Genomic DNA, 25,198 nt, shown 5'->3' on the forward strand with positions numbered 1-25,198 from the left:
GGCCACCCGTCGGCCGATTGGCACAAAGGACTAAAGGTCCAACCAATCATAGAAAGCAATCGCGCGTTTGTCACGAAATCGGGATTCAGTATTTACCCGGGCGGAGAAATCGGGCGGACGAAGAAAAATCCGGCGAAGGACAAGTCCTAAAAATCCCTTCCGTAAATCGTACAAACCCAATGCTGACAGGCCTCTCAGCCGAATCTTCGGGCTCGTCCCGCGCAGCCACTTCGCCAAACTGACAAAAAAGTCATGTTCGCGTCAGGGTCTCAACGGGATCAGCACGCCATCATGGCGTTGCCGGACCGCGCTTTTCACCCATCGCCTCTCCGCCCGCCTTCGATCCCTGCGGGCACTCCGTCCCCCGGCGATGGACACCGTGACTGGGCGAGCAGACACGGTGCGCGGGCCGATTTTCCGCCCCGGACTTCCCGTCCGGGGCGTTTTTGTCTGTGGTTTCCACGAAAATAAGCGTGGATTGTTTCTAAATCGGCAAAAGGTAATTTGAGCCAGACAGGATGTTTTTTCCGGTCACAGACGCTTACATTTAGCGCACCACTCATGGAAACCGCTACGGATTCGCCATCGGGTAGTGACATCCACTGCCAAGGCCGAAACCGCACGAGCTTTAGGAAACGGCAAAATGAAGGCCTCCAAATCCCTGCCTGTGCTCGATCCCGCCGACGTCCACGTCGAAATCCTCGAACGTTCCGATACGCTGCTCGTCGTCCGCTGGGTCGAGCCCGGCCGCTGTCACTACGGTGAACAGCGCTGGCGCCGCCGCTTCGCGCAACGCACCGGCACCTGCGCGCTGTCGCGCCAGGTCATCCATCGCGGCGACGAAGTGTTCCGCCCGGCCGAACGTCCGGCACCCGCGAATGCGGCCGCGATGATCTCCGCCGCCGAGGTGCTCGCGCTGGCCGGAAGCAGGTAAAACCTGCCGGCCGCGCGCCGGGGCAGGCCGCACCACGCACTGCGCCGCCCTAGAAGCGCCGGTCTAATTCCCCCGCTTGTCTGTCACGCCCGCCCGCACTATCGTTACACCACGCAATGTAACGATTACGTGCCGCGGCCGGTCGGCCGTGCCGATGGAGACAGACATGCATGCATGGAGCGCGCGCCACGTCCCGGCGCAGGGCGGCAAGGTCGCGGTCGTGACCGGTGCCAACAGCGGTCTCGGCTGGCAGCTCGCGGAAACGCTGGCCGCGAAAGGCGCGACGGTCGTGATGGGCTGCCGCGACGCCGCGCGCGCCGCCCGGGCGGCCGACGCGATCCGCCGGCTCCATCCCGACGCCCGCGTCGAGGACGATCCGCTCGACCTTGCCGATCTCGCCTCGATCGCCCGCTTCGCGGGCGACGTCTCCGAACGCCACGGCCGCGTCGACATCCTCTGCAACAACGCCGGCGTGATGTTCCTGCCGCTGCGGCATACGCACGACGGCTTCGAAATGCAGTTCGGCACCAACCACCTCGGCCATTTCGCGCTGACCGGCCATCTGCTGCCCGCGTTGCGCGCCGCGCGACGGGCGCGCGTCGTGACGATGTCGAGCGGCTTCAACCGCGGCGGCCGGATTCGCGTCGACGACCTGCGTGCCGAGCATCGTTACAACCGTTATCTCGCCTATTGCGACAGCAAGCTCGCGAACCTCGTGTTCGCGATCGAGCTGCAGCGCCGTTTCGAGCGCGCGGCGTTCGCGGGAATCAGCGTGGCCGCGCACCCCGGCTATGCGGCGACCAACCTGCAGTTCGCGGGCCCCGCGATGGACCGTTCGCCCGCGCGCGCCGCGCTGATGCGCGCGGCGAACCGTTATCTCGCGCAACCGGCCGACCAGGGCGCGCTGCCCGCGATCCATGCCGCCACGTCGCCCGATCTCGCGGGCGGCGCATACATCGGGCCGTCCGGCTGGTTCGAGTCGCGCGGGCTGCCGGCGCCCGCGAGCGTGCCGCGCGCGGCGCGCGACGTCGCCTCGGCGGCGCTGCTGTGGGAAGCGTCGGAAGCCGCGACGGGCGTGCGCTTCCTCAGTTCGGGCGCGCCCGCCGGACGCGTGCCCGGCCGGCCGCTCGACACGGCGGCCGAAGCGCGCTGAACCGCACGACGCTACCCGCCATATTCTTCATACTTATTGCGCAAGCCGAAAAGAAAGCCTGTTGAAAGACTGATTCATCGCGCCACTGTTACCGCGCCGGAAACAATCTATCGTCAAAATCAGCGTTTACCCTGAACACGCCGGTGACTAAGATTTGATCAATCGCTCAAGACATGGTGTCGAGAGCGAACTCAATAAAACACCGGAGGTCACCATGAAATCGCTCGTTTCCGCAGTCGTCGCCGCTGTCGCCCTGTCCGCTTCGTTCGGCGCATTCGCTCAAAGCACCGTGACCCGCGCCCAGGTGCGTGGCGAACTGGTCCAGCTCGAACAAGCCGGCTACAAGCCGGGCGTGTCGAGCCCGTACTACCCGAACGACATCCAGAGCGCCGAAGCGCGTATTCATGGTGCCGACACCAGCGGCTACGGCGCCCAGCCGGCTCCGCTCGTCCACTCGGGCGCCCCGGCAGCCGCATCGTCGAACGCACGCGACTCGATCTTCTTCGGCCAGTAAGCCGATGCGCCCCCGGCGGGCGCCGCGCGTCGCGCGATGAAGCAACGCAGTCCGGACGAGCCCCTACGCGGGGCTCGTCTTGTTTGTGAAACGCATACCTCCGCCGCCCGGCAGCGGGTGGCTTCGCCCGGGCGCCTGGCGTCCGGGTGCTTTTTCCCTTCCCGGCGGGCAGGCGAAAAGAAACCGCGTGCGCCGATCAGCGCGCCGCAACGACGGCAGGCACCGAGCGCGACAGCACGCGCCAACGCGACAGCAACTCGTCCCGATCGACGTAGCAGCCCTGCAGGTGCCGGCGGCCGGTCGACGGATCGAACGCCGTGCGCGCATGCAGCACGCGCCGGTTGTCGAACGCCCACATGTCGCCCGCCCGCAGCCGGCGGTGTACGCGGAAACGCGGCTCGCGCGCGAGCGCGAGGAACCGCCGGTACGCGCGATAGACGGCCGCGACCGAGCCGGCCGGCGCATCGAGCGGCCCGCGCAGGAAGTTCGCGACGCGCACCTCCGTCACGTTGCCGCGCGCATCGAGCCCGATCACCGGCGCCGAACAGCGGTAGTCGCTGTTCGCACTCTTGTTCCAGAACTCGAACGGCGTCGACGCCAGTCGTTCGAAATCGGCCGGATGCTCGCGCCGCAGCGCATCGGCGAGCGCGAAGCCGTCGAGAAAGATGCTGTCGCCGCCCGTCGCTTCGTTGGCCAGGCAATGCAGGAACTGCACGCCCGGCTGCAGTTCGCGTGTCGGCAGGTCGGTATGCGGCGGCAGGTTCAGCGACGTGTACGCATTGCTGTCCGGGCGCGGTTTCGATTCGACGTCGAACAGCACGCCGAAATTGCTTTCGCGGATCAGGCCGACGCGACGCGCGATCTCGTCCACGCGGCCGCGCTCGGCCGGCACGCCTTCGACGAGCGTCAGCCCCGTGCGCCGCAGCGCGGCGAGCCACGCGAGCAGCGCACCGTCGTCCTCCATCACGTCGCGCCACGCGAACAGGCCGATCGCCGTCGCGTCGTCGCCGGCCCAGATGTGCCGCTCGTGCGCGGCCAGCCGCTCGGCGCGCGACGCATCGTCGTATGCATGCGCCCGCAACCAGCCCGGCGACCACGCGCTGCGATGCCCGTCGTTCCACTCGACATGCAGCGCACCATCGGGTTCGACGTGCACGGCGAGCGCCGACAGATCGTCGCGCGCATCGGCAATCTCGAACACCTGTTCACGCGTGAGCGCATGCACGCATGCGGAACACGCGCAATTGTCGCGCAGCCAGTCGAAATGGAACGGCGATCGTCGCGCGTCGCGCCATTCGACCTCGACCGCCCCCTCGCCGATCGTCGCCGCCGCGATGGCCGCGTCGGCCGAAAACGTCCGCCAGTCCTCGATACGGTGTTGCGCTGCTGCCTGCATCGTTGCCTCCCGGAAACGCCCGCTACGCGTGTGGTGCGAGCAAAAACCCGCCGACCATCCGGTGCATGCGCGCGGCCTGCGGGCTCGTCCCGAGCGCGCGCCAGCAGCCGTGCACCAGCCCCTGTCCCATCCAGTCGCGCGCGACCCCGCCGGCCGCGCGAATCCGTTCGACGTACACGCGCGCGTCGTCGCGCAGCGGATCGTGTTCCGCGCCGATCGCGAGCACCGGCGGCAAGCCGTCGAAACGCGCCGCTTCGAGCGGCACCGACGCGCGCAACAGCGGGTCGCCGCCCCGCAGCACGTCGGACACGTTCCCATCCCAGTACAGCGCGCGATAGCGATGCACGTCGTCGAGCGTCAGCATCGGCGCCCGCGCTTCGATCTCGCGCGCGGGCGATTGCGGTTCGAAGCCGAGCATCGGATAAACGAGCGCGATGCCGTCGACGTTGCGTTCGCCCGCATCGCGCAGCGCGGTGGCGACGGCCGCCGCGAGCATCCCGCCCGCGCTGTCGCCCGCGAGCGTCAGCGGATACGCGCACACGCCGAACGGCCAGCGGGCATCGCGCGCCGCGCGCGTGACGTCCAGGCAATCCTCGAGCGCGGCCGGCGCGCGGTGTTCGGGCGCCAGACGATAGTCGACGGCGATCACGTCGAGCCCCGTGTCGGCCGCGAGTTGCGCGGTGATCAGCGCATGGCTGTCGAGCGAGCCGACGACGAAGCCGCCGCCATGAAAAAACAGCACCGTGCCGCGCGATGCGCCGCGCGCGGACGTGTAGCGCCGCAGCGCGATCGCGCGCCCGTCCGCCGCGCGCCACACGGCGTCCTGCCGCACGATGCCGGGCGGCAGCGCGGCCGGCGTCCACGCGACCGCGAAGCGGTCGTAGAGGCGGCGCTGCTCGTCGGGCGAGCGCGCCGCCGCATCGGCCGGATACCACGCGTCGACGGCTGCGACGAACGCCGCGATTTCCGGTTCGAGCATCGTGCGCGCTCCGCGATCGAACGTTGAAGGACGCAAGTCGCCGCTAGCGGCGCGGCGGCAAGCCGATCACGCGGCCCGCATACGCAGGCGCCGCGCAATCGCGCTGCAACGCATGCAAGTCGGCCACGCGCGCGGCCACGTCGTCGTCGAACGGCGCCGATTTCGCACCGTCGCGCGTGTCGACGTGCAGCAGCATCTGCTCGCTCGCCGATACCGGATCGTCATGCCCTGGCGCGAACAGTTCGAGATACAGGTGCAGGCGCTTCGCGTCGTGCGCGAGCACGCGCGCATCGACGCGCACCGGCGTGCCTTCCTTGATCTCGTGCAGGTAGTTCACGTGCGCTTCGAGCGTGTAGACCGAGCGCCCCCGCTCGCGACGCGCGGCGTCGTCGAGCCCGATGCGATCCAGCAATGCATCGGTCGCGAAGCTGAAGATCAGCAGGTAGAACGCATCGCGCAGGTGGCCGTTGTAGTCGACCCATTCGGGCCGCACCACGTCGCGGTAAATCGTCAGCGGGGTATCGCCCGTCATCGCCTGTCCTTTAGTCCTCGAATCGCATGCCGTGCTGCGCCTTCACCGCGGCGATCGCTTTCAGCACCTCGGTGATGCACTCGTCGCGATAGCGTTCGAGTTCCTTGATGCTGCGCGTGCCCTGCTGTTCGGTCGTGCCTTCGACGACGCTGTCGATCAGCGCGTCGGTCAGGGTCGGCGCAACCAGCTTCGTCCACGGCAGTTCGAGCGCGGGGCCGAACTGCTGCATGAAGTGTCGCATGCCCGCATCGCCGCCGGCCAGCGTGTAGGTCAGGAACGTGCCCATGAACGACCAGCGGATGCCCGCGCCGAAGCGGATCGCATCGTCGATCTCACCGGTCGTCGCGACGCCTTCGTTGACCAGGTGCAGCGCCTCGCGCCACAGCGCCTCGAGCAGGCGATCGGCGATGAAGCCCGGCACCTCCTTGCGCACGTGCAGCGGCCGCATGCCGAGCTTGCGGTAAACCTCCATCGCGCCTTCGACGGCTTCCGGCGACGTGCGCGCGCCGCCGAGCACCTCGACGAGCGGCAGCAGGTAGACGGGATTGAACGGGTGACCGACCACGCAGCGTTCCGGATGCGTCGCCCGCGCGTAGAAATCGGTGGGCAGCAGCCCCGACGTCGACGACGCGATGATCGCGTCGGGCTTCGCCGCGCGGCTGATCTGCTCGTGCAGCTCGAGCTTCAGCGCCTCGCGCTCGGGCGCGCTTTCCTGGATGAAATCGGCGTCGGCGACGCATTCCTCGATCGTCGGGACGAAACGCAGCCGCGCGGGATCGGCGCCCGGCGCGAGGCCGACGCGTTCGAGCGCGGGCCACGCGTTCGCGACGTTCGCGCGCAACCGCTCCTCCGCGCCCGGCGCCGGGTCCCACACGACCACGTCGAGACCGTGCGCGAGCGCGCGGGAAATCCAGCCACTGCCGATCACGCCGGTGCCGATGGCGGCGAACGTCTTGATGTCGGTCTTCACAGCCATGTCAACGCATCCTTCAAATCAGGGGAAATCGGTGGGCGGCCGCGCTTGGGTGCGCGCCGCCGTGTCAGTCGGTTTGCAAGAAAACTCAAGCGAATTCGGCGATCGCACGACGTTCGAGCAGACGCTCGCCGCGCGCCGGCAGGCCGAGCTTGCGGCGGCCCTCGGCCGGCGTCAGCACGCGGCCGCCGAGCCGTTCGACGATCTCGCGGGCGCGCTCGACCAGCGTGCCGTTGGTCGCATGCACGCCGCGGTCGAGCCAGATGTTGTCTTCGAGGCCGACGCGCACGTGACCGCCGAGCAGCATCGCCTGCGCGACCATCGGCATCTGCATGCGGCCGATCCCGAAACCGGCCCAATGCGCACCCGGCGGCAGGTTGTCGACCATCGCCTTCATCGTGCCCGTATCGGCCGGCGCACCCCACGGAATGCCGAGGCAGAGCTGGAACAGCGGCGGATCGTCGAGCAGCCCTTCCTTCAGCAACTGCTTCGCGAACCACAGATGGCCCGTGTCGAAGATCTCCAGTTCCGGCTTCACGCCGAGTGCCTGGATGCGCTTCGCGCCGGCGCGCAACTGCGCGGGCGTCGACACGTAGATGTAGTCGCCGTCGCCGAAATTCAGCGTGCCGCAATCGAGCGTGCAGATCTCGGGCAGCAGTTCCTCGACGTGCGCGAGGCGCGTGAGGCCGCCGACCAGGTCGGTGCCCTTGCCGAAGCGCATCGGGTCTTCGCCGGGGCCGATCTCGAGATCGCCGCCCATGCCGGCCGTCAGGTTGATGATCACGTCGACGTCGGCCGAGCGGATGCGGTCCACCACTTCGCGGTACAGGTTCGGGTCGCGGCTGCCGCGGCCCGTCTGCGGATCGCGCACGTGGCAGTGCGCGACCGTCGCACCGGCCTTCGCGGCTTCGATCGCGGCTGCCGCGATTTCCTTCGGCGTGACCGGAATCGCCGGATGCTTGCCGACCGTATCGCCCGCGCCGGTGACGGCGCAGGTGATGATGACTTCATGGTTCATGCTGGGTGCCTCGCTTAATTCAAGTTGTGTCGCATTGCGGGGGTGGCGCGGGCGCCGGCCGTCACAGGCCGAGATACGCCTTCACGGCGGGCAGGCCGTCCTTGCCGTCGAACGTCTTGACGCCCGCGAGCCACGGATCGAGCACCTGCGGATTCTTCTTCAGGTAGGCCTTCGCGGCCTCGGCCGGCTTCGTCTTGTTCATCACCGACTGCATCAGCTGGTTCTCGAGCTGCGTCGAGAAGCGCAGGTTCGTCACGAGCTTGCCCGCGTTCGGGCAGCGTGCGATGAAGTCGGGCGCCGTCAGCGTGTACACGCGCGCTTCGCCGTAGTTCGGCCCGAACGCCGCGTCGCCGCCGGACAGGTAGTTCATGCTGAGCTGGATGTTCATCGGGTGCGGCTCCCAGCCGAGGAACACGACCCACTTCTTCTCGCGGATCGCGCGCTCGACCGTCACCAGCATCCCGGCCTCGCTCGATTCGACGAGCTTGAAGCCGCCGAGCCCGTACTGGTTCGTGTCGATCATCTTCTGGATCGTCGCGTTCGCGCTGCTGCCCGGCTCGATCCCGTAGATCTTGCCGTCGAGTTCCGCGCGGTGCTTCGCGATGTCCTCGAAGGTCTTCAGGCCGGCCTGGTATTCGTAGCTCGGCACCGCGAGCGTCGCCTTCGCGCCGGACAGGTTCGGCGGCTCGACGACGTTGATCGACTTGCTGTCGAGGAACGGCTGGAGCTGCTTCTGCTGCACCGGCCACCAGTAGCCGAGCGACACGTCGAGCTGCTTGCTCTTGAGACCCGCGAACGAGATCGGCACCGATGCGATCGTCGTGGTCGGCTTGTAGCCGAGCGCCTCGAACACGGTCGACGCGAGCGCCGTGGTCGACGTGATGTCGGTCCAGCCGATATCCGCGAAACGCACGGTGCGGCAGGTCGCGGCCTCGGTCTCGGCCAGCGCCGCGTTCGTGAACGCGCCGGTCGCCAGCACGGCCGCGGCAAGCGCGGCGATCTTCGTCGACTTCATGGTTCGGTTCTCCCGGTTGGTCTCGCGGCAGCCGGTGCGCGGAGTGGCGCCGGCCTGCATCGTGGGAGTAAAAGTAACGAGCCATATTCGCCGCGAGAAGACCGCCGGCGACCTGTTCTTGACTGTTTGCGACTATGAGTGGAAACCACTAGGTTTTGCCCAAGGCTTGGTGGGCGGGTGTTTGACGCGGATTCGGGGCGAAACCGGGTTGCCCCGATGCGGCGTGCGGCTTTCGATTCGGCGCTGGCGACGCTGACAGATTTCCGACACCTCGCCGGGTGCCGTGGATCGGCTCTATGCTGGTGCCGTCAGCGTGTCCGGCCACTCAGGAACCCCATGATCCTTACCGCTCTTTTCGTCGTGGCCGTTTTCGCCATCGTTGCGGTCATGCACCGCGCCGTGCTCGTCAAGGCCGACACGCGGCTGCGCGCGCGGCTCGACGCGGAAGGCCCGCGCAGTGATGCCTCGCGCCGGTTGATGCGTGAATCGGGATACCGCGTCTGAGCCCGCGCTGGCCGTCACGGTGGCGACGTGCCGCGCTCAGCCGGCCGTCACCACTCGCACGAACGCCGCCGCCAGCACCGTCGGCTCGACCGGCAGCAGCAGCGCGCACGCCGATCTCGCGTCTTCGTCCGACATCGGCACGAACACGACGCCGTCGATCCCGAGACTCGCCATCCGCTCCGGCACGATCGCCACGCCGTGCCCCGCCGCGACGAGATTCAGCATCGACGTCTTCGGCGATACGATCCGCGCCGCGGCCGGCACGAAGCCCCGCTTCAGGCACAGATCGATCACGACGCGCGCGAGCCCGCCTCGCTCCCGATACACCGCCGACACGAACGGCTCGCGCCGCAACCGCGAGATCGCGACGCGCTTGCGGCCCGCGAGCGGATGATCGGCGGGCACCGCCACGCACAGGCGTTCCGCGGCCCATTCGACGAAACGCACACGCGCGTCGCGCCGCAGCACCGGCAAGCGGACGATCCCGATGTCGGCATGGCCGCTCGCGATTTCCGATACCTGATCCTCGGACGACGCGCGATCGAGATCGATGCGCGCGCCCGGGCAATCGCTCATGAAACGCTCGAGATCGGGCATCAGGCTGCTGACGGGAACGGTGCTGGAATGCAGAAGCCGCAGCACGCCGGCCGCTCCGCGCGACAGCTGCGAACCCTCTTCGGCCGCGGCCGTCAGCGTGGCCGGGATCGATGCCACGCGTTCACGATAGATCGCGCCGGCGGGCGTGAGCCGCACGCCTCTCGGCTCCCGGTCGAACAGCAGGAAACCGAGTTCCTCCTCGAGCTGCCCGATCTGCCGGCTGAGCGCCGACTGCGCGACATGGAGCGCGCCCGCGGCCGGCGTGAAGCCGCCGAGATCGGCCACGGTCAGGAAATACTGGATTTGCCGGAGTGATGGCATGCCGAAACGAGATGGATACGCGCCGAATTCGATATTTGTGTTATACCGGCGCGCTCCGCAGAATGAAAGCCTTCCGTGCCGGCATCCCCGTTCCGGCCGTTGATACGGAGCGTTCATCGACGTGACTACCCTCCTGTCCTATCTGCTGGTCGTGGCGGCCGGCATCAGCGTCGCGTTGCAGCAAGTGCTCAACGCGAACCTCCGCGCGCAGCTCGGCTCGCCGTGGTGGGCCGGGTCGGTCAGCTACCTTGTCGGCCTGGCCGCGATGCTGGCCGTCGCGCTGCTGTCGCCGCATCCGCGCCTGAGCGGCCCCTTCCCCGGCGCCGGCACGTGGTTCAGCTGGACCGGCGGATTCTTCGGCGCGCTATTCGTCGGCATCGCGATATTGATGGTGCCGCGACTGGGCGCGGCCACGACGCTCGCGCTGATCGTCGTCGGGCAGATGACGGGCGCGCTCGTGTTCGACCACTTCGGCGTGCTCGGCATCGAACGGCATTCGGCCAGCCCGGTCCGCATGGCCGGCGCGGCGTGCCTGATCCTCGGGGTCGTGCTGATCCGCGCGTGAACGCAAGGCCGTCGGCGCGCGCGTGCGTGCCGACCCGCCGGCCACGCACGCGCACGTTACGACGCTCACGCGTAGTTCATCATCACCGACTTGCTTTCCGTGTACTGGTCGATCACGGCGCGGCCGAGTTCGCGGCCGAAGCCCGACTGCTTCATCCCGCCGAACGGCAATGCGTTGTCGAGCAGCGAATGGCAATTGACCCACACCGTGCCGGCCGCGATACGCGGGATCAGCTTGTGGATCGCCGACAGATCGTTCGACCAGATGCTCGCGCCGAGGCCGTACGGCGTGTCGTTCGCGAGTTGCACGGCCGTATCGGGATCGTCGAACGGCATCGCGACAAGCACCGGCCCGAAGATCTCCTCGCGCACGACGCGCATCGCCTGCGTCGCATCGACCAGCACGGTCGGTTCGACGAAGAAGCCGGGGCCGTCGATCGCGCGGCCGCCCGCCGCCGCGCGCGCCCCTTCGCCGAACCCCGAATCGATGTAACCGCACACGCGTTCGCGCTGCTTCGCGGAGACGAGCGGGCCGATCTGCGTCGACGGGTCCATCCCCGGGCCGATCTTCAGGCTCGCGGCGATCTGCGCGACGCGCTCGATCACGCCGTCGAACACCTTCGAGTGGATATACGCACGCGAACCGGCCGTGCACACCTGCCCCTGGTTGAAGAAGATCGCGTTCGCGACGCCCAGCGCGGCCTTGTCGAGATCGACGTCGGGCAGCACGATCACCGGCGACTTGCCGCCGAGTTCGAGCGACATCCGCGTCATGTTGTCGAGCGCCGCGTGGCCGATCGTCTTGCCCGTCTGCGTCGAACCCGTGAATGCGATCTTGTCGATGCGCGGATCGCGCGACAATGCCGCGCCGGCCGTGCGGCCGTCGCCCGTGACGAGATTGACGACGCCGTCCGGGAACCCGGCCGCCTGGATCAGTTCGCCCAGTCGCAGCGCGCTCAGCGGCGTGTCTTCGGCGGGCTTCAGCACGACCGTGCAACCGGTCGCGAGTGCCGGCGCAATCTTCCACGCCGCCATCAGCAGCGGGAAATTCCACGGGATGATCGCGCCGACCACGCCGACGGGCTCCTTGCGCGTATAGGTAAAGATCTCGCTGTCCGGCAGGTACGGCATGCCGGCGTCGATCACGCTGCCTTCGATCTTCGTCGCCCAGCCGGCCATGTAGCGGAAGCACTGCGCGGCCATCGCGACATCGAGCCCCTGCGCGACCGTGACCGGCTTGCCGTTGTCGAGCGACTCGATCTCGGCGAGCTCGCGCGCGTTCGCTTCGATCAGGTCGGCGAGCACGAGCAGCAGGCGCTCGCGGTCGGTGGTCTTCGCGGTGCGCCACGGGCCCGCATCGAATGCGCGCCGCGCGGCGGCCACCGCCTGCTGCACGTCGCACTCGTCCGCTGCGGGCACGCGCGCGATCACGGTGCCATCGGCCGGGTTCACGACATCGAGCTGGCGGCCCGACGCGGCATCGCTCCACTCCGCGCCGATCAGCATCTTCTTCGGCTTCGCGAGAAATGCGCGCGTCGCGTCGAGCAACGCAAAGGTTTCGTTCGTCTCCATGTCCACGTTTCCTTGATTCGTCGAATGAGCTGGTCAGTAACGGTCCGTGACGCCGTCGATCCCGCGCGCCTGCAACGCACGGACCAGTCCGGCGCGCACGGTCGCGACGTCGGCGAAGGCGGGGCGGCGATGCGCGGCGACTTCGGCGGCCGTATAGGGCCGGAAGTCGCGCGGCAGCGCATCGCGGTTCATCGTCACGAGCACCCAGTTGAGCACGTCGGCCAGATCCTGGTCCGACAGCGCCGAATTCGACGCGCCGGGCACGCGCATCACGTACTCGCGCCCGGCCGGCAGATGCGTGAAATAGCCGAGCGAATTCGCGAGTGGCGGCACCTTGCCGGGAATGCCGCCGCCCGTCGCCGTATGGCAGCCCATGCAGTTGAGCACCCAGTGCTGTCGCGCGAGCGTCGCGTCGGCCGCGCCGTCGGCATGCGCGGGCGGTGCGACCGCCGACGCGACGGCACCCGCCAGCAGCAGCCACGACGACAGGCGACGCGATACCCCGCCGAGCCGCGCCGACGCGCCCCGCGTGCCCGGGGCACCGGCGTGCGCGCGGGACGCGTCGGCGCCGTTCACAGGCCGAGCCCCTTGATCACCACCGCGCGTTGCGCATGCACGGCCGTGCCGTCCATCTGCTTCGCCCGTGCCGCGCGGATATCGGCCGCCGTGAACGGCTTCGCGTCGCCGTGCTGCGCGTTGAGGTCGAACACGACGTAGTTGAGCAGGTGCGCGATGTCGTCGTCGCTCGCGCTTGCGAACGACGGCATCTTGAAGTTGTAGCGCTTGTCGTGCACCGTGATCTCGCCGAACATCCCGTGCAGCAGCGTCGCGATCAGTTGCGCACGCCCCGGCTCGGCCGCCGCGTACTTGCCCGGATACTCGGTCAGCGGCGGCGCGAGGCCGTCCTGCCCTTTCCCGCCGGCCTGGTGGCACACCGCGCACTGGGCATCGAACAGGCTTTTCCCGGCCGGGTCATGCACGGTTTCCTGCGCGCCGGCCGCACCCGGCAGCGCGAAGGCCGCCATCGCGGTCATGCATGTCAAGACGATCTTTCCTGCCTGCATCACGTTCATTGTTTTGCCGCTCCCAGCAGAACCGAAACCGAACAGTGGTAATTCGAATTGCCGTTCGCCATGCACCAGTTGATGTCGTTGTTCAGCGACAGCTTGTACAGCGGCTTCTCGCGCTCGTTGCGGTTGCAGAAGCACTTGCCGCACGACGTCTTGCCGCAGCAGTCGTTGTACGACACGATGTAGTCCGAACCGTCGTGCGGGTTGCGACAGGTGCCGATCCACGTGATCGGCGAAGGCGTCGTGCCGGGCGGGCAGCTGCTCGACGTGCCGCCGCAGCAACTGCAGAGCCAGCCGTCGATCGCGCAGTATTTCCAGTAGTCGCAGCTCATCGGGTCGTCGCTCGCCCCCGCGGCGGCGCCTGACGCGCCCGATGCCGCATCGGCCGCGTACGCGGTGCGGTCGACCGGCAGCAACGGCAGCAGCGCCGATCCCACCAGCACCTTGCCGAGCTTCGCCATCGCGCTGCGCCGCGAACTGTGCTGCGCGACGCCGCGCGCCGACCGCTCGAACCATGAATCAAACAGGCCCATGTCGTTGTTCTCCCATGACGTTGTAAGTGGGTCGGCCGGTCATGCGTGCTGCGCATGCGCGTCGTGGCTGTGATCGCCGTGCACGAACGCCTGCAGCGACGCGACGCCGCGCTCTTTCGCCTCGAACAGGCTCTCGAGATGCTCGCGTGTGTTGACGAGCCCCTTCGCGCGCACCGTGCCGGTTTCGTCGAGCAGCACCGCGTACGGCAGCTTGCCGATCTGGTAGGCGAGTCCGAGTTCCTGCGACAGCACGTACGGGAAGCGTCCGAGGTCGTGCTTGCGCGCGAAGCGCGCGTGTTCGTCGACGTCGCCGTCGCTCGCGAGCACGATGTTCACCGGCGTCGCTTCGCTCGCCTGCAGCGACGGCAGCAGCGGCAGCAGCTTCTTGCAGACCGGGCACGTCGGCGACAGGAAGAACAGCAGCGTCGCCTTGCCGGCCGCATCGAAGCCGCCGACCTTCACCTGCGCGCCGCGAATGTCGGTCAGTTCGAATGTCGGCGCGATCGCGCCGACCGCCGGCCCCTTGTCGATCATCAGCGCGCCGGCCGGCATGATGCGTTCGTACAGGATGCCGATCTGGCGCACCAGCGCGAGGCAGATCGCGCCGAGCGCGAGGACGGCCACCCACAGCAGGGCGGTGGAAACGGTGAGAGCGGTTTGCATCATGAATTCCTCAAGTGGACAAGGCGCGGGACGTTGGCGAGCAGCACGTCGACGGTGAGCAGCGCGCAGACGATCAGCAGCGCGGAGAAGAACAGCGTCAGGTAGTCGAACCACACGACGGCGCGCGTGCCCGGTTCGACGAACGCGGTCGCGGCCAGCGCGACGAGCAGCAGCACGCGGCCGACATGCAGCCAGCCGATGCCGCGCGGCGCGTCCGCGCGCGCGGCGGTGAAGCCGGAACAGCCGCAGTCGATGTCGGTATGGCCGCGCAGCAGGTTGATCGCGAGCCCGGCCGCGAAGGCCAGCAGCAGCGCGATCAGGCCGAGCGCACCGGCCATGCGCGTATCGGGAAACAGCAGCGCTGCAGCACCGATCGCTTCCGCGAGCGGAATCGCGAACGCGATGGGCGCGGTCAGCGTATCGGGCAACAGCCGGTAGCCGGCGAGCGCCCGACGGAACGCGGCGGGCCGGCGCATCTTCGCGAAGGCGCCGAGCAGCACGACGACGGCCGCGCCGGCTTGCGCGCTGGTGGCGAGTACGGGATCGAGGGTCATCGCGGCCTCACGGGTTGACGAGCAGCGACGACGTATTGCCGATCTGCTTCTCGACGTGCTGCAGCTTGCCGGTGCGCGCATCCATCACGACGAGGTCGGACGTCGCCGTCAGTCCGTAGAACAGCGGCTTGTCGTCCTCGCTGACCTGGATCGACACGAGCGGGTCGACCTTCTGCTGCGCGAGATCCCAGCGCGCGACACGCTGCTTCGATTTCAGGTCGTACACCCACACCTGCGTGCCGGGATCCTTGTGCGAGCCGTCGGCGCCCTTGTGCATCAGCACGTAGTAGCGGTTCTGCCTCGCCTGCACGGCCGTCTGCTGCATGCCGCCGGGGCGCCAGCCTTCGGTACGCTCGGCGTCCGTCAGCAACGGCCACGGCTTGCCGAACGCCGGCTGGTTGCCGCCGAAATCCGCGCTGCGCACGTTGCCGCCGTATGTCGTGAACAAATAGCCGCCGTTGTACCGCGACGCGTTCACGAAGGCCGGATCCTTGTCGACGTCGATGAACGCGTCCGACATCGTGCGCTTCGTTTCCTTGCCGTTCGCGTCGAGCGTGACGCTCAGCGCCTTGCCGCTCTCGCACAGCGCGGTGAAGCGGTCGTTGCCCGACGGATACGCGAGCACGCAGGCGGCCGTGTCGATCTCCGACAGCACTTGTTTCGTGACGGCGTCGATCACCGTCACCGACGCGGCCGGCGTGATGTTCGCGACGTACAGCCGCTTGCCGTCGGCGCTGAACGCGGTGTTGTACGGCGACGGCACATGCTGCGCATGCTTGGCCGGAATCACGATCTCGCCCGCGTGATCGAGCGTCGTGTTGTCGGTCATCTCGACGACGTCGGTGCGCGTGCCGTGCGAGCCGCGCGAGAAGTAGGTCGTCGCGACGAAGCTCGTCTTGTGGTCCGGCGAGATCGCGAGGCCGGGGCCGAAGCCGCCGTCGATCTGGCCGAGCAGCCTCTTCGCATCGGCGTCGTACACGTAGATGCGCCCGTCGGTCATCGACGGCATCGAGATGTCGACGATATAGACCTCGTGCGGATGCCATGGCGGCATCTTCTGCACGACCAGCTCCTCGGGCTGTTCCGTCGCGTTCGCGCTGCCGGCCCACGCCGCCGCGCACGCCAGCGTCGCCGCGAGCGCCGCGCTTCGTCGCCTTGTCCTCATGTCGCCTCCAGTTGGGGATTCACGTAATGTGGGGCGACTGTAGTTCGACAATAAATCCGGTCAGCACCCGGACCGGCAACGCGTGCGTGCCGATTCGGGATATTGGAAATGCGCGTGAAAGCCTCGGCGGCGGGACGCCTTCCGACCCTCTGAAGAATGCGCGCGGAATCGCGCTCCCCCTTATTGCGCCGACCGCTCGGCCGGTTTAATCTTTCGCGGTCCTGCTCGACACCCCCGGAGGCGCTGTGTTCGTGTTTCACGAGATGTTCGACGACGCGGACCGGCATGCCGAGGCGCTGCGCGGCTGGAACCAGCGCTACGACCAGATCGGCCCGGGTTCGTACCGCAGCGCGGTCAAGCACGCGATGCTCGACGGCCTGCAGCTGTTCCAGGAAGCCGCGAACGTGCGCATCATCCAGCGCGGCCGGCTGCCGCCCGGCGATACGGTGTTCGGCATGCCGCTCACCGGCGCCGGCGCGTTCGCGTTCGGCGGCGCACGGATCGAACGCGGCACGATGGTGGTGGCACGCGGCGGCGTCCCGTTCGAACTGCATTCGCCCGACGACATGTCGCTGATCGGCGTCGTCGCCGATGCCGACCTGCTGCAGCAGGTCGAGGATGCCGCCGATGTGCGCCTCGACGAAGCGACGCTGCGGCGCGGCGTCGTCGACATGCCGACGGCCGTGCTGATGCGCGCGAGCGTGCAGATCGCGACGCAGCTCGAACGCGTGCTGTCCTCCCCCGAGACATACGCCGACGCACGCGTGCAGCGCGAGCTGCGCGGCGAAGTCGGCAACGTGCTCGTCGATCTGCTCACGTACCGGATGCCCGAGCCGTCGAACCGGCTCACGCATGCATGCCGCGCCGACATCGTGCGCCGCGTGCACGACTACGTGATCGGGCACCCCGAAGCGCCGGTCGACGTGCTGAGCCTGTGCGCGCAGTTGCGCGTGAGCCGGCGCACGATGCAGAACAGCTTCCAGTCGGTCGTCCAGACGAGCCCGTTGCACTATGTGCGCTCGCTGCGCCTGTCGCAGGTGCGACGGATGCTGCTCGACACGCGGCAGGCCGAGGTGCCGATCAGCGATGCCGCCGCGCGCTGGGGCTTCATCCATCTCGGTCATTTCGCGAACGCGTACAAGGCGCAATTCGGCGAACTGCCGTCGACCACCGCGCGCCGTTCCATGCGCGGCACAAAAACGCGCTGACGCGCGCAAAACCCGCGATAATCTCCCGCTGACCGTTCGGCGCGTGCGAACCGGCGCGGCGCAGGCCCGCCCGATCGCCCCCCGTGCGACGCGAGACGACCACCGGATTCGATCCCCTGCCCCGATGCCCGAGGATTTTCACTTCCTGTTGCTGCCCGGTTTCTCCGCGCTCGGCTTCATGTCGGCGGTCGAACCGCTGCGCGTCGCGAACCGCTTTCGCACCGAACTCTATCGCTGGCACGTGATCAGCGCCGACGGCGTGCCCGTCGCCGCGAGCAACGGCATTCCGGTCGCGGCCGAAGCCGCGTGCGCGGACGTCGAGCAGGTCGACACGGTGTTCGTCGTCGCGGGCTTCGATCCGCTCGTGTGCTACACGCGCGCGCTCGGCGACTGGCTGCGCCGCCAGCACCGCCACGGTGCGACGCTCGGCGGCATCGATACGGGCAGCTTCGTGCTCGCGGAAGCCGGGCTGTTCGACGCGTCGCAACCGCTCACGCTGCACTGGGAAGCGCTCGCCGCATTCCGCGAGCGCTATCCGGGCCTGAATGCGACGCAGGAACTGTTCGAGATCGACGACCGGCGCATCACGTGCGCGGGCGGCACCGCGTCGATCGACATGATGCTCGACCTGATCGGCCGCCGGCATGGCGCCGACCTCGCGGCGGCGATCTCCGAGCAGTTCGTCGTCAGCCGCATCCGGCAGCGCTCGGACAGCCAGCGGCTCGAGATCGCCGCACGCTACGGCGTGCACAACCGCAAGCTGATCCAGGTCATCGGCACGATGCAGCAGCACATGGAGAACCCGCTCGGCTCCGACGCGCTCGCGCAGGATGTGTCGATCACGCGGCGCCAGCTCGAACGGCTGTTCAGCGCGACCTTGAACGACACGCCGACGCACTTCTATCTGAACCTGCGCCTCGATCGCGCGCGCGAACTGCTGCAGCAGACCGACATGAGCATCACGTCGGTGTGCGTCGCCTGCGGGTTCGAATCGCCGTCGCATTTCTCGCGCACGTATCGCGCGCGGTTCGGCGTCAGCCCGCGCAGCGATCGCCGCGCGACGCGCTGATCGTCGCGGCTTTTAATCACAATCCGGCGCGGTATTACGCGTTCCGGCAGCGTTTCCCGCCGTTCGCTGAACAATGCCGGCGATTGATCGGTCAACCGAGGCGATCATCGAAAATAATTTGGAATGTCGCTGAAAATATTCTGTAACATACCTCGCAATTAGATAGGCAGCCTAACGAGGCGCTCGACGTGCTCGACGCATCTCGTCCCGCACGGGCCGCCACCGATATCAATATCGATCCGAGGGGTAAGACATGACGATGCTCGATTCGCCGTCGCCGCACCTGCCTGCCGTTCGCTTCTCCATCGCCTCTTCCGCCTGTTTCTTTTCGACCTGACATTTAGGTTTCCTTAGTCATTCGACACTCCCAACACCGCTTCGCCGCACCGGTTCCATCGAACCGGCGCGCGGGCCGTGTCGTGCCTGCGCGCCACGAGCGCGCGGGCGTGTCCAACCGTTGAGATGAGGATCACGTATGCAGACATCACGCAACGCATTGCCGCTCGCCCTGGGTCTCGCGCTCGGCTTCGGCATCGTCGGCGGCACCCTGGCCGATACGAAGGTGTCGAACCCGCAGGCCGCAAGCCTGCGCGAAAGCCTGACGCGCGGCCTCGCGCCGCCGGCCGCGAAATCCGATACGGCCGGCGGGCAGTTCCGCGCGGACGGCGTCGCCGTCACGCTGTACAACCCGGCCTATCGCGCCAGGAAGGCCGCCGCGACGCCCGCCGCGACCGCACGCGACTTCGTCGCATCGCAGGCGGCGCAACTCGGGCTCGACGCGACCGCGCTCGCGAGCCTCGTCGTCACGTCCGAGCGCAACGACGCCGACTTCACCGTCGTACGCCTGCAGCAGCAGGCCGCCGGACTGCCCGTGTACGGCAGCGACATCGCGGTGACGGTCGCGAAGGATGGCCGCATCCTGTACGTCGCGAGCAACACGATCAACGGCGTGGTCGCGACGACGCGCAAGTCGCAGGCCGTCGACCAGCAGCAGGCGCTCGACCGCGCCCGTGCGTATCTCGGCGTGAGCGGCTTCACGCATCTCGACGCGCGGCTCGTCGCGTTCGTCGACCAGGCCGGCACGCACACCGCGTGGAAGGTGCGCGGCCGCCCGCAGGACGGGCCGAAGGGCGACTGGGAATTGCTGATCGATTCGGGCAGCGGCGAAGTGCTGCGCGCCGAGGACAAGGCGTTCTACGCGACCGACGGCACCGGCTTCGTGTTCCGGCCCGATCCGCTGTCGCCGACGAAGAGCAGCTACGGCAGCACGGGCTACAAGGACAACAACGACGCCGATTCGACGCAGCTCACGGCCGCGCGCGTGCGCGTGACGCTGAAGGATCTCGCGCAGTCGGGTTCGCGCTACACGCTGACGGGCCCGTACGCGGCGTGCATCGATTTCGATGCGCCGCTCGACAAGGCATGCCCGTCGCAATCGACGCCCACGTTCGAGTTCACGCGCGGCAACCTGTACTTCGAGGCCGTGAACGCGTACTACCACATCGACACGTTCCTGCGTTACGTGAACCAGACGCTCGGCATCAAGGCGCTCCCGTACCAGTACACCGGCGGCGTGCAGTACGACCCGCACGGCGAATCGGGCGACGACAACTCGTCGTACTCGTCGAGCAGCGGCCGGCTGACCTTCGGTCAGGGCGGCGTCGACGACGCGGAAGATTCGGACGTCGTGATCCACGAACTCGGCCACGGCATCCACGACTGGGTGACGAACGGCGGCCTGTCGCAACAGGAAGGCTTGTCCGAAGGCACCGGCGACTATCTCGCCGCCGCGTACAGCCGCGACTTCAACCAGTGGAGCCCGTCGGACGCGCAGTACCACTGGGTCTACAACTGGGACGGCCACAACGAATACTGGGGCGGCCGCGTGACCAACTGGAACGTCGGGCGCACCTATGCGCAGGCACGCGGCGCGGAGATCCATACGGCCGGCCAGTACTGGGCGTCGTGCAACCTCGTCGCGCGCGACGCGATCGGCGCGCAGGCGATGGACAAGGCGTTCCTGAAGGGGCTGTCGATGACCAACAGCTCGACCAATCAGAAGGCCGCCGCGCAGGCCGTGCTGACGGCCGCATCCGCGCTCGGCTACAGCAACGCGCAGCTCACCGCGATCGGCAACGCGTACAACAAGAGCTGCACGTACGGCGTGACCGTCCCGCAGAAGTCGTAATTCCGCAGCAGGCGGGAGTGCGGCGCACGACCTGCGGCGCGCTCCCTTCATCGACATCGACATCGCCATCCTCACGAGATCGAACATGCCTACTCTGAAACCGACCCGCCTGAGCGCCGCGCTGGGCGGCATGCTGCTGACCGCCGCCGCGCACGCGACCCCCGTCTGGATCACGCTCGGCGACACCGCGTTGCGCCAGCTTCAGCGCATCGATGCAAGCGCCACCGTGCAATACAGCACGACCGTCGATGCCGGCAAGACGGCCGACGGCGCCGCGCGCCGCGAAACCGTTCACGTCGTCGAGATCGACGATTCACGGCTCGGCGACCTCGCCCATGCCGTCCACCATACGCGCGGCCACGGGCCCGGCTACGTCGTGCACGATTCGTTCGACGACGCGCGGCAGGCACTGCAGCCGCTGCCCTTGACGCTCGCGAAACAGGCGGCGGCGCCTGTGTACAAGGTGTCGAACGCGCCGCAGATCGGTACCTGGATCCAGCAATTGCAGGCCAGCAACATCGTCGGCACGATCACGTCGCTGTCCGGCTTCACGAACCGCTACTACACGACGTCGCACGGCGTCGCCGCGTCGGACTGGCTCGCGCTGCAGTGGAAACAACTGGCCGGCCCACGCGCCGACATCACCGTCGAGCAGTTCGCGCACACCGGCTTTCCGCAGAAATCCGTGATCCTGACGATTCGCGGCAGCGATCCCGCCGCCGGCACGATCGTGCTCGGCGGCCACCTCGATTCGACGGTCGGCCGCACGACGGAGAACACGCGCTCGCCCGGCGCGGACGACGATGCATCGGGCATCGCGAGTCTCACCGAAGCGCTGCGCGTGCTGATCGCGAACGACTACCGGCCGAAACGGACGATCAAGTTCGTCGGGTATGCGGCCGAGGAAGCCGGCCTGCTCGGCTCGAAGGCGATCGCGAAGCAGTTCCGCACGCAGAACGCGAACGTGGTCGGCGTGCTGCAGCTCGACATGACGAACTACAAGGGCGATCCGAAGGATATCTACCTGATCACCGACTACACGAGCTCGGCGCAGAACACCTACCTGACGAACCTGGCGAAGACCTACCTGCCGGAACTCGCGATCGGCACGTCGCAGTGCGGGTACGCGTGCTCGGATCACGCGTCGTGGAATGCGCAGGGTTATCCGGCATCGTTCCCGTTCGAGGCCGACCAGAACGACAGCCCGTATATCCACACGGTGAACGACACGCTGGAGAACTCGGACCGGCAGGCGAACCACGCGCTGAAGTTCGGCAAGCTGGCGCTGGCCTATGCGGTCGATCTCGGCGGGAACGCCGCAACGACGGCCAAGCCCTGACCGATCCGCGGCGCGCGGCCGTTCACCGTCACGCCGGAACGGGTGGCGCCGCGCGCCCCCGTTCCGATGCCGCGGCCCCTTCCGGATAGAATCGCCGTTCGACCACTACCGCACCCCGGTGCTCCGCCATGACCGATTTTTCCCGCTCCGTCGACGATCTGTCGCCCGCGCGCGTCACGACCGCGTTCGACCTGCCCGGCCACACGACCGTTCGTTCGCTCGGCGTCGTGCAGGGCATCGTCGTACGCTCGCGCTCGATCGTCGGCTCGTTCGGTGCGTCGCTGCAGACGATCTTCGGCGGCAACATCACGCTCTATACGTCGCTGTGCGAGAAAGCGCGCCAGCAGGCCTTCGACAAGATGCTGACCGACGCGCGCAAGCTCGGCGCGAACGCGATCGTCGCGATGCGCTACGACTCGACCGAAATCGGCTCGGGTGTCACGGAAGTCATCTGCTACGGCACGGCCGTGCGCGTGACGCAGGACGCGTGACGCCCGTCACGCGTCGCGCTCGAGCGATTTCATGTTCGTGAGCTGCGGGAACAGCCGCATCCACGTGAGCGCAACCGCGATCGTCGCCGCGCCGCCGACGACGATCGCCGTCGGCGCGCCCCACCACGCGGCCGTCACGCCCGATTCGAATTCGCCGAGCTGGTTCGACGTGCCGATGAACAGCGCGTTGACCGCGCTCACGCGACCGAGCATGTCGTCGGGCGTGCGCAACTGCACGAGCGACAGGCGCACGACGACGCTGATCACGTCCGACGCGCCGAGCGCGGCCAGCGCGACGAGCGACAGCGCGAAGTGCCGCGACAACCCGAACACGATCGTCGCGATGCCGAACGCGATCACGCCGCCGAACATCGCGCGGCCCGGCCGCCCTTTCAGCGGAAAGCGCGTGAGCCACAGCGTGCCCGCGAGCGCACCGACCGCCGGCGCCGCGCGCAGCGCGCCGAGCCCCCACGGGCCGACCTGCAGGATGTCGCGCGCGTAGATCGGCAGCAGCGCGGTCGCGCCGCCGAACAGCACCGCGAACAGGTCGAGCGACAGCGCGCCGAGGATCGCCGGCTCGCGCCGGATGAACGCGATCCCCGAGAACACCGAGCGCAGCGTGACCGGCTCGCGGGCAGGCGGCGCGCCGCGCAACGGAATCGTGCTGCTCAGCATGGCCGCGATCGCGAATGCGGCGACGCTCGTCCCGAACGCGACGGGCGCACCGACGCCATAGAGGAGCCCCCCGAACGCGGGCCCGAGGATCTGCGCGGCCTGGTTCGCGGACGTCGACAGCGCGGTCGCGCGTGGCAGGTCGGTGCGCGGCACGACGGCCGGCAGCAGCGACGACACCGACGGCGACTCGAACGCGCGCGCCGTGCCGACGATCGCCGCGAGCGCATACACGGCCGGCGCGGCCAGCCACCCTTGCACGGCGCCGAGCAGGAACACGCCGGCGGCCAGCGCCTCGACACCCTGGCAGATCGTCGCGATGCGCCGGCGGTCGTAGCGATCGGCCACCTGCCCGACGACGAGCGTCAGCGCGAACATCGGCACGAACTGCGCGAGCCCGACGAGGCCGAGCGCGAACGCGCTGTGCGTGAGCGCGTAGACATACCAGCCGATCGCAACCGACAGGATCTGGAAAGCCAGGGAAGACATCACGCGCGTGCCCCAGAAACGCTGGAACGGTGCGTGGCGGAACAGGTTGGCGGGTAACGGAGACGGCGAACTGGAGTCGGGTAACGGGGCGGTCATCGGCGAGACGTCATCGAAGGAAGGCCGGCGATCGCCGATACGCGATGCGGCCAAACCGCGATGATAGCTTCAACCGCCGAAACCCTGCCGCACGCCCGGCCGAGGCAGGCGCGGCCGGCATGCGCCGCGCGACGCCGCATCGAATCGCACCATGAAAAAAAAAGCGCGAACCTCGGTTCGCGCCAAAGAGAGATCTCGCTGAAGACGTCGCTGCCCTGCTCCACCCCGCTCAGAACGAATGCCGCATCCCGATCCGCACGTCGGCCTGCGTCTGCGTCGTCGACGGCGTGAAGCTGTAGCCGACCACCGCATCGACGCCCTGCGACGCGCGCAGGTAGTCGCCGGAGATATACACGTCGGTGCGCTTCGACAGCAGGTAATGCAGGCCCGCCGTGCCCTGGTTCCAGTGATGGCCTTCGAAGCGCGTGTGCTGGTAGCCCGCGATCAGGCTGAGCGCCGGCGTGAACTGGTACAGGCCGCCGCCTTCATACACCTGCATGTGCGACGACTGGCCGAAGCCCTTGATCGTCGTGTACGAGAAGTTGGCGTCGAGCGTCAGCTTGCCGATCGTGTAGCTCGAGCCGATGCCGAACGTGCCCTGGCTGTCGACGTCCATCGGCGTGTTCGCGAACAGGTCGGTGCGCGCGCCGGTCGCCGGGTCGACGGTGACGGTCTGCTGGCCGAGGAACGTGTGCGTGCCGATCATCGCGTACGGGTCGAACGCGTAGATACCGTTCGGGTTGTTCAGGCGCGTGTACGCGGCGCCGATCGAGAAGTCGCCCTTCGTGAAGCTCGCGCCCGCGCTCCATGCGCTGTTGCGATGGAAGTTGCCCGCGACGTTGCCGAACGAGTACATCGCGCCGACCTTGAAGCCGTTGAGGTCGTTCGACAGGAACTTCACCGAGTTGGGCAGGCGGTCGCCGTTGAAGCGGTCGAAGTCGCCCTGGTGGATCGCATAGCCGCTGCCCCACGCCGAGATGTTGTAGATCGACACGAGTTCGTTCGTGATGTCGAGCTGGTTGCCGAACGACAGCGTGCCCCAGTCGTTCTGCAGGCCGACATACGCCTGCCGGCCGAATTCGGCGCCGCCGAAGCCGAGTTGACCGTTGCCGAGGCGGAAGCCGCTCTCGAGCGTGAACACGGCTTTCAGGCCGCCGCCCAGGTCTTCGGTGCCCTTCAGCCCGAAGCGGTTCCCGTACGCGACGCCGTCGTCGAACTTGACGACGTGCGAGCCGCCCGTGTTGTTCACGTACGTGATGCCCGCGTCGAGAATCCCGTACAGCGTCACGCTGCTCTGCGCGTGCCCGATGGCGGGAATGCAGGCCGCGCATGCAAGCGCGGCGGCTACGGCAACTTTCGTGTGCTTCATTGTCGACCACCCTCCCTGAACCGTTCGATGGATAGAATCTCGTCCCGGCGCGTGCCGCGATGCGCCGGCGGATTCGAATTCAGACCGCCAGCTGGCTTCGGCATTTCGTTTTCCGCAATAACGCAGCCATTGGCGAAAAATACAAACCCATATTTCTCGCCACCCGTCTGAAGGCGACACTAAATGGTCACGATGCGACCGGTCGGGAAAACACGTAGAC

At 67.9% G+C, this 25,198-nt stretch carries 26 protein-coding genes; 10 read left to right on the plus strand and 16 right to left on the minus strand.

Going from position 1 to position 25,198, the window contains the following annotated elements; all coding sequences use genetic code 11:
* The first annotated feature begins 643 nt into the window (after positions 1-643).
* The 3 genes from AC1VVG_RS17235 to AC1VVG_RS17245 all read left to right on the plus strand — a co-directional run bounded on the left by AC1VVG_RS17235 (position 644) and on the right by AC1VVG_RS17245 (position 2,601).
* Positions 644-934 carry a DUF3331 domain-containing protein gene (locus tag AC1VVG_RS17235; RefSeq protein ID WP_034186125.1) on the plus strand — a complete coding sequence of 97 codons (291 nt, stop codon included), beginning with the start codon at positions 644-646 and terminating at the stop codon, positions 932-934.
* Between the two features lie 166 nt (positions 935-1,100).
* Positions 1,101-2,087: an oxidoreductase gene (locus tag AC1VVG_RS17240; protein WP_482835932.1), complete on the plus strand. Its 987-nt coding sequence runs from the start codon at positions 1,101-1,103 to the stop codon at positions 2,085-2,087.
* A gap of 214 nt (positions 2,088-2,301) precedes the next feature.
* The gene (locus tag AC1VVG_RS17245) at positions 2,302-2,601 is read left to right on the plus strand and encodes a DUF4148 domain-containing protein (protein ID WP_034186124.1); all 300 of its coding nucleotides are present in this window, start codon (positions 2,302-2,304) and stop codon (positions 2,599-2,601) included.
* Positions 2,602-2,797: 196 nt separating this feature from the next.
* Here the strand turns inward: AC1VVG_RS17245 and AC1VVG_RS17250 are convergent, their stop codons facing one another.
* From AC1VVG_RS17250 to AC1VVG_RS17275, 6 genes are all read right to left on the minus strand, one after another.
* Positions 2,798-3,997: a TauD/TfdA family dioxygenase gene (locus AC1VVG_RS17250; protein ID WP_034186123.1), complete on the minus strand. Its 1,200-nt coding sequence runs from the start codon at positions 3,995-3,997 to the stop codon at positions 2,798-2,800.
* A 22-nt stretch (positions 3,998-4,019) separates the two neighbouring features.
* Positions 4,020-4,976: an alpha/beta hydrolase gene (locus AC1VVG_RS17255; protein WP_482835933.1), complete on the minus strand. Its 957-nt coding sequence runs from the start codon at positions 4,974-4,976 to the stop codon at positions 4,020-4,022.
* A 43-nt stretch (positions 4,977-5,019) separates the two neighbouring features.
* Complete coding sequence (locus AC1VVG_RS17260; protein WP_034186121.1) at positions 5,020-5,508, minus strand: thioesterase family protein; 489 nt, start codon at positions 5,506-5,508, stop codon at positions 5,020-5,022.
* A 10-nt stretch (positions 5,509-5,518) separates the two neighbouring features.
* Complete coding sequence (locus AC1VVG_RS17265) at positions 5,519-6,484, minus strand: L-carnitine dehydrogenase (protein WP_482835934.1); 966 nt, start codon at positions 6,482-6,484, stop codon at positions 5,519-5,521.
* A gap of 85 nt (positions 6,485-6,569) precedes the next feature.
* Positions 6,570-7,499, minus strand: coding sequence for a 3-dehydrocarnitine:acetyl-CoA trimethylamine transferase CdhC (cdhC, locus tag AC1VVG_RS17270; RefSeq protein ID WP_034186119.1), 930 nt, complete (start codon positions 7,497-7,499; stop codon positions 6,570-6,572).
* A gap of 61 nt (positions 7,500-7,560) precedes the next feature.
* Positions 7,561-8,514, minus strand: coding sequence for a choline ABC transporter substrate-binding protein (locus tag AC1VVG_RS17275; protein ID WP_034186118.1), 954 nt, complete (start codon positions 8,512-8,514; stop codon positions 7,561-7,563).
* Positions 8,515-8,850: 336 nt separating this feature from the next.
* Here AC1VVG_RS17275 and AC1VVG_RS17280 point away from each other — a divergent pair, with 336 nt between their 5' ends.
* Positions 8,851-9,018 (plus strand): hypothetical protein, encoded by a 168-nt coding sequence (locus tag AC1VVG_RS17280; RefSeq protein ID WP_154233701.1) that lies wholly within the window; start codon positions 8,851-8,853, stop codon positions 9,016-9,018.
* 36 nt (positions 9,019-9,054) lie between these two features.
* Here the strand turns inward: AC1VVG_RS17280 and AC1VVG_RS17285 are convergent, their stop codons facing one another.
* The gene (locus tag AC1VVG_RS17285; RefSeq protein ID WP_034186117.1) at positions 9,055-9,936 is read right to left on the minus strand and encodes a LysR family transcriptional regulator; all 882 of its coding nucleotides are present in this window, start codon (positions 9,934-9,936) and stop codon (positions 9,055-9,057) included.
* A gap of 121 nt (positions 9,937-10,057) precedes the next feature.
* Here AC1VVG_RS17285 and AC1VVG_RS17290 point away from each other — a divergent pair, with 121 nt between their 5' ends.
* A complete protein-coding gene (locus AC1VVG_RS17290) occupies positions 10,058-10,501 on the plus strand; it encodes a DMT family transporter (RefSeq protein ID WP_034186116.1) in 444 nt (147 codons plus the stop codon).
* A gap of 65 nt (positions 10,502-10,566) precedes the next feature.
* Here the strand turns inward: AC1VVG_RS17290 and AC1VVG_RS17295 are convergent, their stop codons facing one another.
* From AC1VVG_RS17295 to AC1VVG_RS17325, 7 genes are read right to left on the minus strand one after another with little or no spacing between them, the layout of a single operon-like run.
* Positions 10,567-12,072, minus strand: coding sequence for an aldehyde dehydrogenase family protein (locus tag AC1VVG_RS17295; RefSeq protein WP_301742250.1), 1,506 nt, complete (start codon positions 12,070-12,072; stop codon positions 10,567-10,569).
* Between the two features lie 33 nt (positions 12,073-12,105).
* Positions 12,106-12,648, minus strand: coding sequence for a c-type cytochrome (locus AC1VVG_RS17300; protein WP_049029095.1), 543 nt, complete (start codon positions 12,646-12,648; stop codon positions 12,106-12,108).
* Positions 12,645-13,145, minus strand: coding sequence for a c-type cytochrome (locus AC1VVG_RS17305; RefSeq protein ID WP_034186114.1), 501 nt, complete (start codon positions 13,143-13,145; stop codon positions 12,645-12,647). The genes AC1VVG_RS17300 and AC1VVG_RS17305 overlap by 4 nt, the downstream gene beginning before the upstream one ends.
* Positions 13,142-13,675, minus strand: coding sequence for a methylamine dehydrogenase light chain (locus AC1VVG_RS17310; RefSeq protein WP_034186113.1), 534 nt, complete (start codon positions 13,673-13,675; stop codon positions 13,142-13,144). The genes AC1VVG_RS17305 and AC1VVG_RS17310 overlap by 4 nt, the downstream gene beginning before the upstream one ends.
* 39 nt (positions 13,676-13,714) lie before the next feature.
* The gene (mauD, locus tag AC1VVG_RS17315) at positions 13,715-14,341 is read right to left on the minus strand and encodes a methylamine dehydrogenase accessory protein MauD (RefSeq protein WP_059556895.1); all 627 of its coding nucleotides are present in this window, start codon (positions 14,339-14,341) and stop codon (positions 13,715-13,717) included.
* Positions 14,338-14,892, minus strand: coding sequence for a MauE/DoxX family redox-associated membrane protein (locus tag AC1VVG_RS17320; RefSeq protein ID WP_034186111.1), 555 nt, complete (start codon positions 14,890-14,892; stop codon positions 14,338-14,340). The genes mauD and AC1VVG_RS17320 overlap by 4 nt, the downstream gene beginning before the upstream one ends.
* A 7-nt stretch (positions 14,893-14,899) precedes the next feature.
* Positions 14,900-16,057, minus strand: coding sequence for an amine dehydrogenase large subunit (locus tag AC1VVG_RS17325; protein WP_482835935.1), 1,158 nt, complete (start codon positions 16,055-16,057; stop codon positions 14,900-14,902).
* A gap of 245 nt (positions 16,058-16,302) precedes the next feature.
* On the opposite strand from AC1VVG_RS17325, the gene AC1VVG_RS17330 reads away from it, so the two are divergent.
* The 5 genes from AC1VVG_RS17330 to AC1VVG_RS17350 all read left to right on the plus strand — a co-directional run bounded on the left by AC1VVG_RS17330 (position 16,303) and on the right by AC1VVG_RS17350 (position 22,352).
* Positions 16,303-17,265, plus strand: a complete 963-nt coding sequence (locus AC1VVG_RS17330; RefSeq protein ID WP_034186109.1) for a helix-turn-helix domain-containing protein — start codon at positions 16,303-16,305, stop codon at positions 17,263-17,265.
* Positions 17,266-17,389: 124 nt separating this feature from the next.
* Complete coding sequence (locus AC1VVG_RS17335) at positions 17,390-18,334, plus strand: GlxA family transcriptional regulator (protein WP_482835936.1); 945 nt, start codon at positions 17,390-17,392, stop codon at positions 18,332-18,334.
* A gap of 475 nt (positions 18,335-18,809) precedes the next feature.
* Positions 18,810-20,522 carry a M36 family metallopeptidase gene (locus AC1VVG_RS17340; protein WP_482835937.1) on the plus strand — a complete coding sequence of 571 codons (1,713 nt, stop codon included), beginning with the start codon at positions 18,810-18,812 and terminating at the stop codon, positions 20,520-20,522.
* An 85-nt stretch (positions 20,523-20,607) separates the two neighbouring features.
* Positions 20,608-21,861 carry a M20/M25/M40 family metallo-hydrolase gene (locus tag AC1VVG_RS17345; RefSeq protein WP_034186106.1) on the plus strand — a complete coding sequence of 418 codons (1,254 nt, stop codon included), beginning with the start codon at positions 20,608-20,610 and terminating at the stop codon, positions 21,859-21,861.
* Between the two features lie 128 nt (positions 21,862-21,989).
* Positions 21,990-22,352: a YbjQ family protein gene (locus AC1VVG_RS17350; RefSeq protein WP_034186105.1), complete on the plus strand. Its 363-nt coding sequence runs from the start codon at positions 21,990-21,992 to the stop codon at positions 22,350-22,352.
* A 6-nt stretch (positions 22,353-22,358) separates the two neighbouring features.
* Here AC1VVG_RS17350 and AC1VVG_RS17355 read toward each other — a convergent pair whose 3' ends face one another.
* On the minus strand, positions 22,359-23,609 hold the full coding sequence (locus AC1VVG_RS17355) for an MFS transporter (RefSeq protein ID WP_034186104.1): 1,251 nt from the start codon (positions 23,607-23,609) through the stop codon (positions 22,359-22,361).
* 229 nt (positions 23,610-23,838) lie between these two features.
* The gene (locus AC1VVG_RS17360) at positions 23,839-24,978 is read right to left on the minus strand and encodes a porin (protein WP_034186103.1); all 1,140 of its coding nucleotides are present in this window, start codon (positions 24,976-24,978) and stop codon (positions 23,839-23,841) included.
* Positions 24,979-25,198 lie beyond the last annotated feature (220 nt).

Source organism: Burkholderia sp. L-4, from assembly GCF_056856535.1.

Excerpts from the sequence above, each read along its gene's own strand:
- AC1VVG_RS17275 (WP_034186118.1), bottom strand. The coding sequence starts at position 8,514 with ATGAAGTCGACGAAGATCGCCGCGCTTGCCGCGGCCGTGCTGGCGACC.
- AC1VVG_RS17260 (WP_034186121.1), bottom strand. The coding sequence starts at position 5,508 with ATGACGGGCGATACCCCGCTGACGATTTACCGCGACGTGGTGCGGCCC.
- AC1VVG_RS17255 (WP_482835933.1), bottom strand. The coding sequence starts at position 4,976 with ATGCTCGAACCGGAAATCGCGGCGTTCGTCGCAGCCGTCGACGCGTGG.
- AC1VVG_RS17320 (WP_034186111.1), bottom strand. The coding sequence starts at position 14,892 with ATGACCCTCGATCCCGTACTCGCCACCAGCGCGCAAGCCGGCGCGGCC.
- AC1VVG_RS17340 (WP_482835937.1), top strand. The coding sequence starts at position 18,810 with ATGCAGACATCACGCAACGCATTGCCGCTCGCCCTGGGTCTCGCGCTC.
- AC1VVG_RS17325 (WP_482835935.1), bottom strand. The coding sequence starts at position 16,057 with ATGAGGACAAGGCGACGAAGCGCGGCGCTCGCGGCGACGCTGGCGTGC.
- AC1VVG_RS17285 (WP_034186117.1), bottom strand. The coding sequence starts at position 9,936 with ATGCCATCACTCCGGCAAATCCAGTATTTCCTGACCGTGGCCGATCTC.
- AC1VVG_RS17235 (WP_034186125.1), top strand. The coding sequence starts at position 644 with ATGAAGGCCTCCAAATCCCTGCCTGTGCTCGATCCCGCCGACGTCCAC.
- AC1VVG_RS17250 (WP_034186123.1), bottom strand. The coding sequence starts at position 3,997 with ATGCAGGCAGCAGCGCAACACCGTATCGAGGACTGGCGGACGTTTTCG.
- AC1VVG_RS17265 (WP_482835934.1), bottom strand. The coding sequence starts at position 6,484 with ATGGCTGTGAAGACCGACATCAAGACGTTCGCCGCCATCGGCACCGGC.
- AC1VVG_RS17310 (WP_034186113.1), bottom strand. The coding sequence starts at position 13,675 with ATGGGCCTGTTTGATTCATGGTTCGAGCGGTCGGCGCGCGGCGTCGCG.
- cdhC (WP_034186119.1), bottom strand. The coding sequence starts at position 7,499 with ATGAACCATGAAGTCATCATCACCTGCGCCGTCACCGGCGCGGGCGAT.
- AC1VVG_RS17335 (WP_482835936.1), top strand. The coding sequence starts at position 17,390 with ATGCCCGAGGATTTTCACTTCCTGTTGCTGCCCGGTTTCTCCGCGCTC.
- AC1VVG_RS17280 (WP_154233701.1), top strand. The coding sequence starts at position 8,851 with ATGATCCTTACCGCTCTTTTCGTCGTGGCCGTTTTCGCCATCGTTGCG.
- AC1VVG_RS17295 (WP_301742250.1), bottom strand. The coding sequence starts at position 12,072 with ATGGAGACGAACGAAACCTTTGCGTTGCTCGACGCGACGCGCGCATTT.
- AC1VVG_RS17360 (WP_034186103.1), bottom strand. The coding sequence starts at position 24,978 with ATGAAGCACACGAAAGTTGCCGTAGCCGCCGCGCTTGCATGCGCGGCC.
- AC1VVG_RS17345 (WP_034186106.1), top strand. The coding sequence starts at position 20,608 with ATGCCTACTCTGAAACCGACCCGCCTGAGCGCCGCGCTGGGCGGCATG.
- AC1VVG_RS17305 (WP_034186114.1), bottom strand. The coding sequence starts at position 13,145 with ATGAACGTGATGCAGGCAGGAAAGATCGTCTTGACATGCATGACCGCG.
- AC1VVG_RS17245 (WP_034186124.1), top strand. The coding sequence starts at position 2,302 with ATGAAATCGCTCGTTTCCGCAGTCGTCGCCGCTGTCGCCCTGTCCGCT.
- AC1VVG_RS17350 (WP_034186105.1), top strand. The coding sequence starts at position 21,990 with ATGACCGATTTTTCCCGCTCCGTCGACGATCTGTCGCCCGCGCGCGTC.
- AC1VVG_RS17240 (WP_482835932.1), top strand. The coding sequence starts at position 1,101 with ATGCATGCATGGAGCGCGCGCCACGTCCCGGCGCAGGGCGGCAAGGTC.
- mauD (WP_059556895.1), bottom strand. The coding sequence starts at position 14,341 with ATGATGCAAACCGCTCTCACCGTTTCCACCGCCCTGCTGTGGGTGGCC.
- AC1VVG_RS17355 (WP_034186104.1), bottom strand. The coding sequence starts at position 23,609 with ATGACCGCCCCGTTACCCGACTCCAGTTCGCCGTCTCCGTTACCCGCC.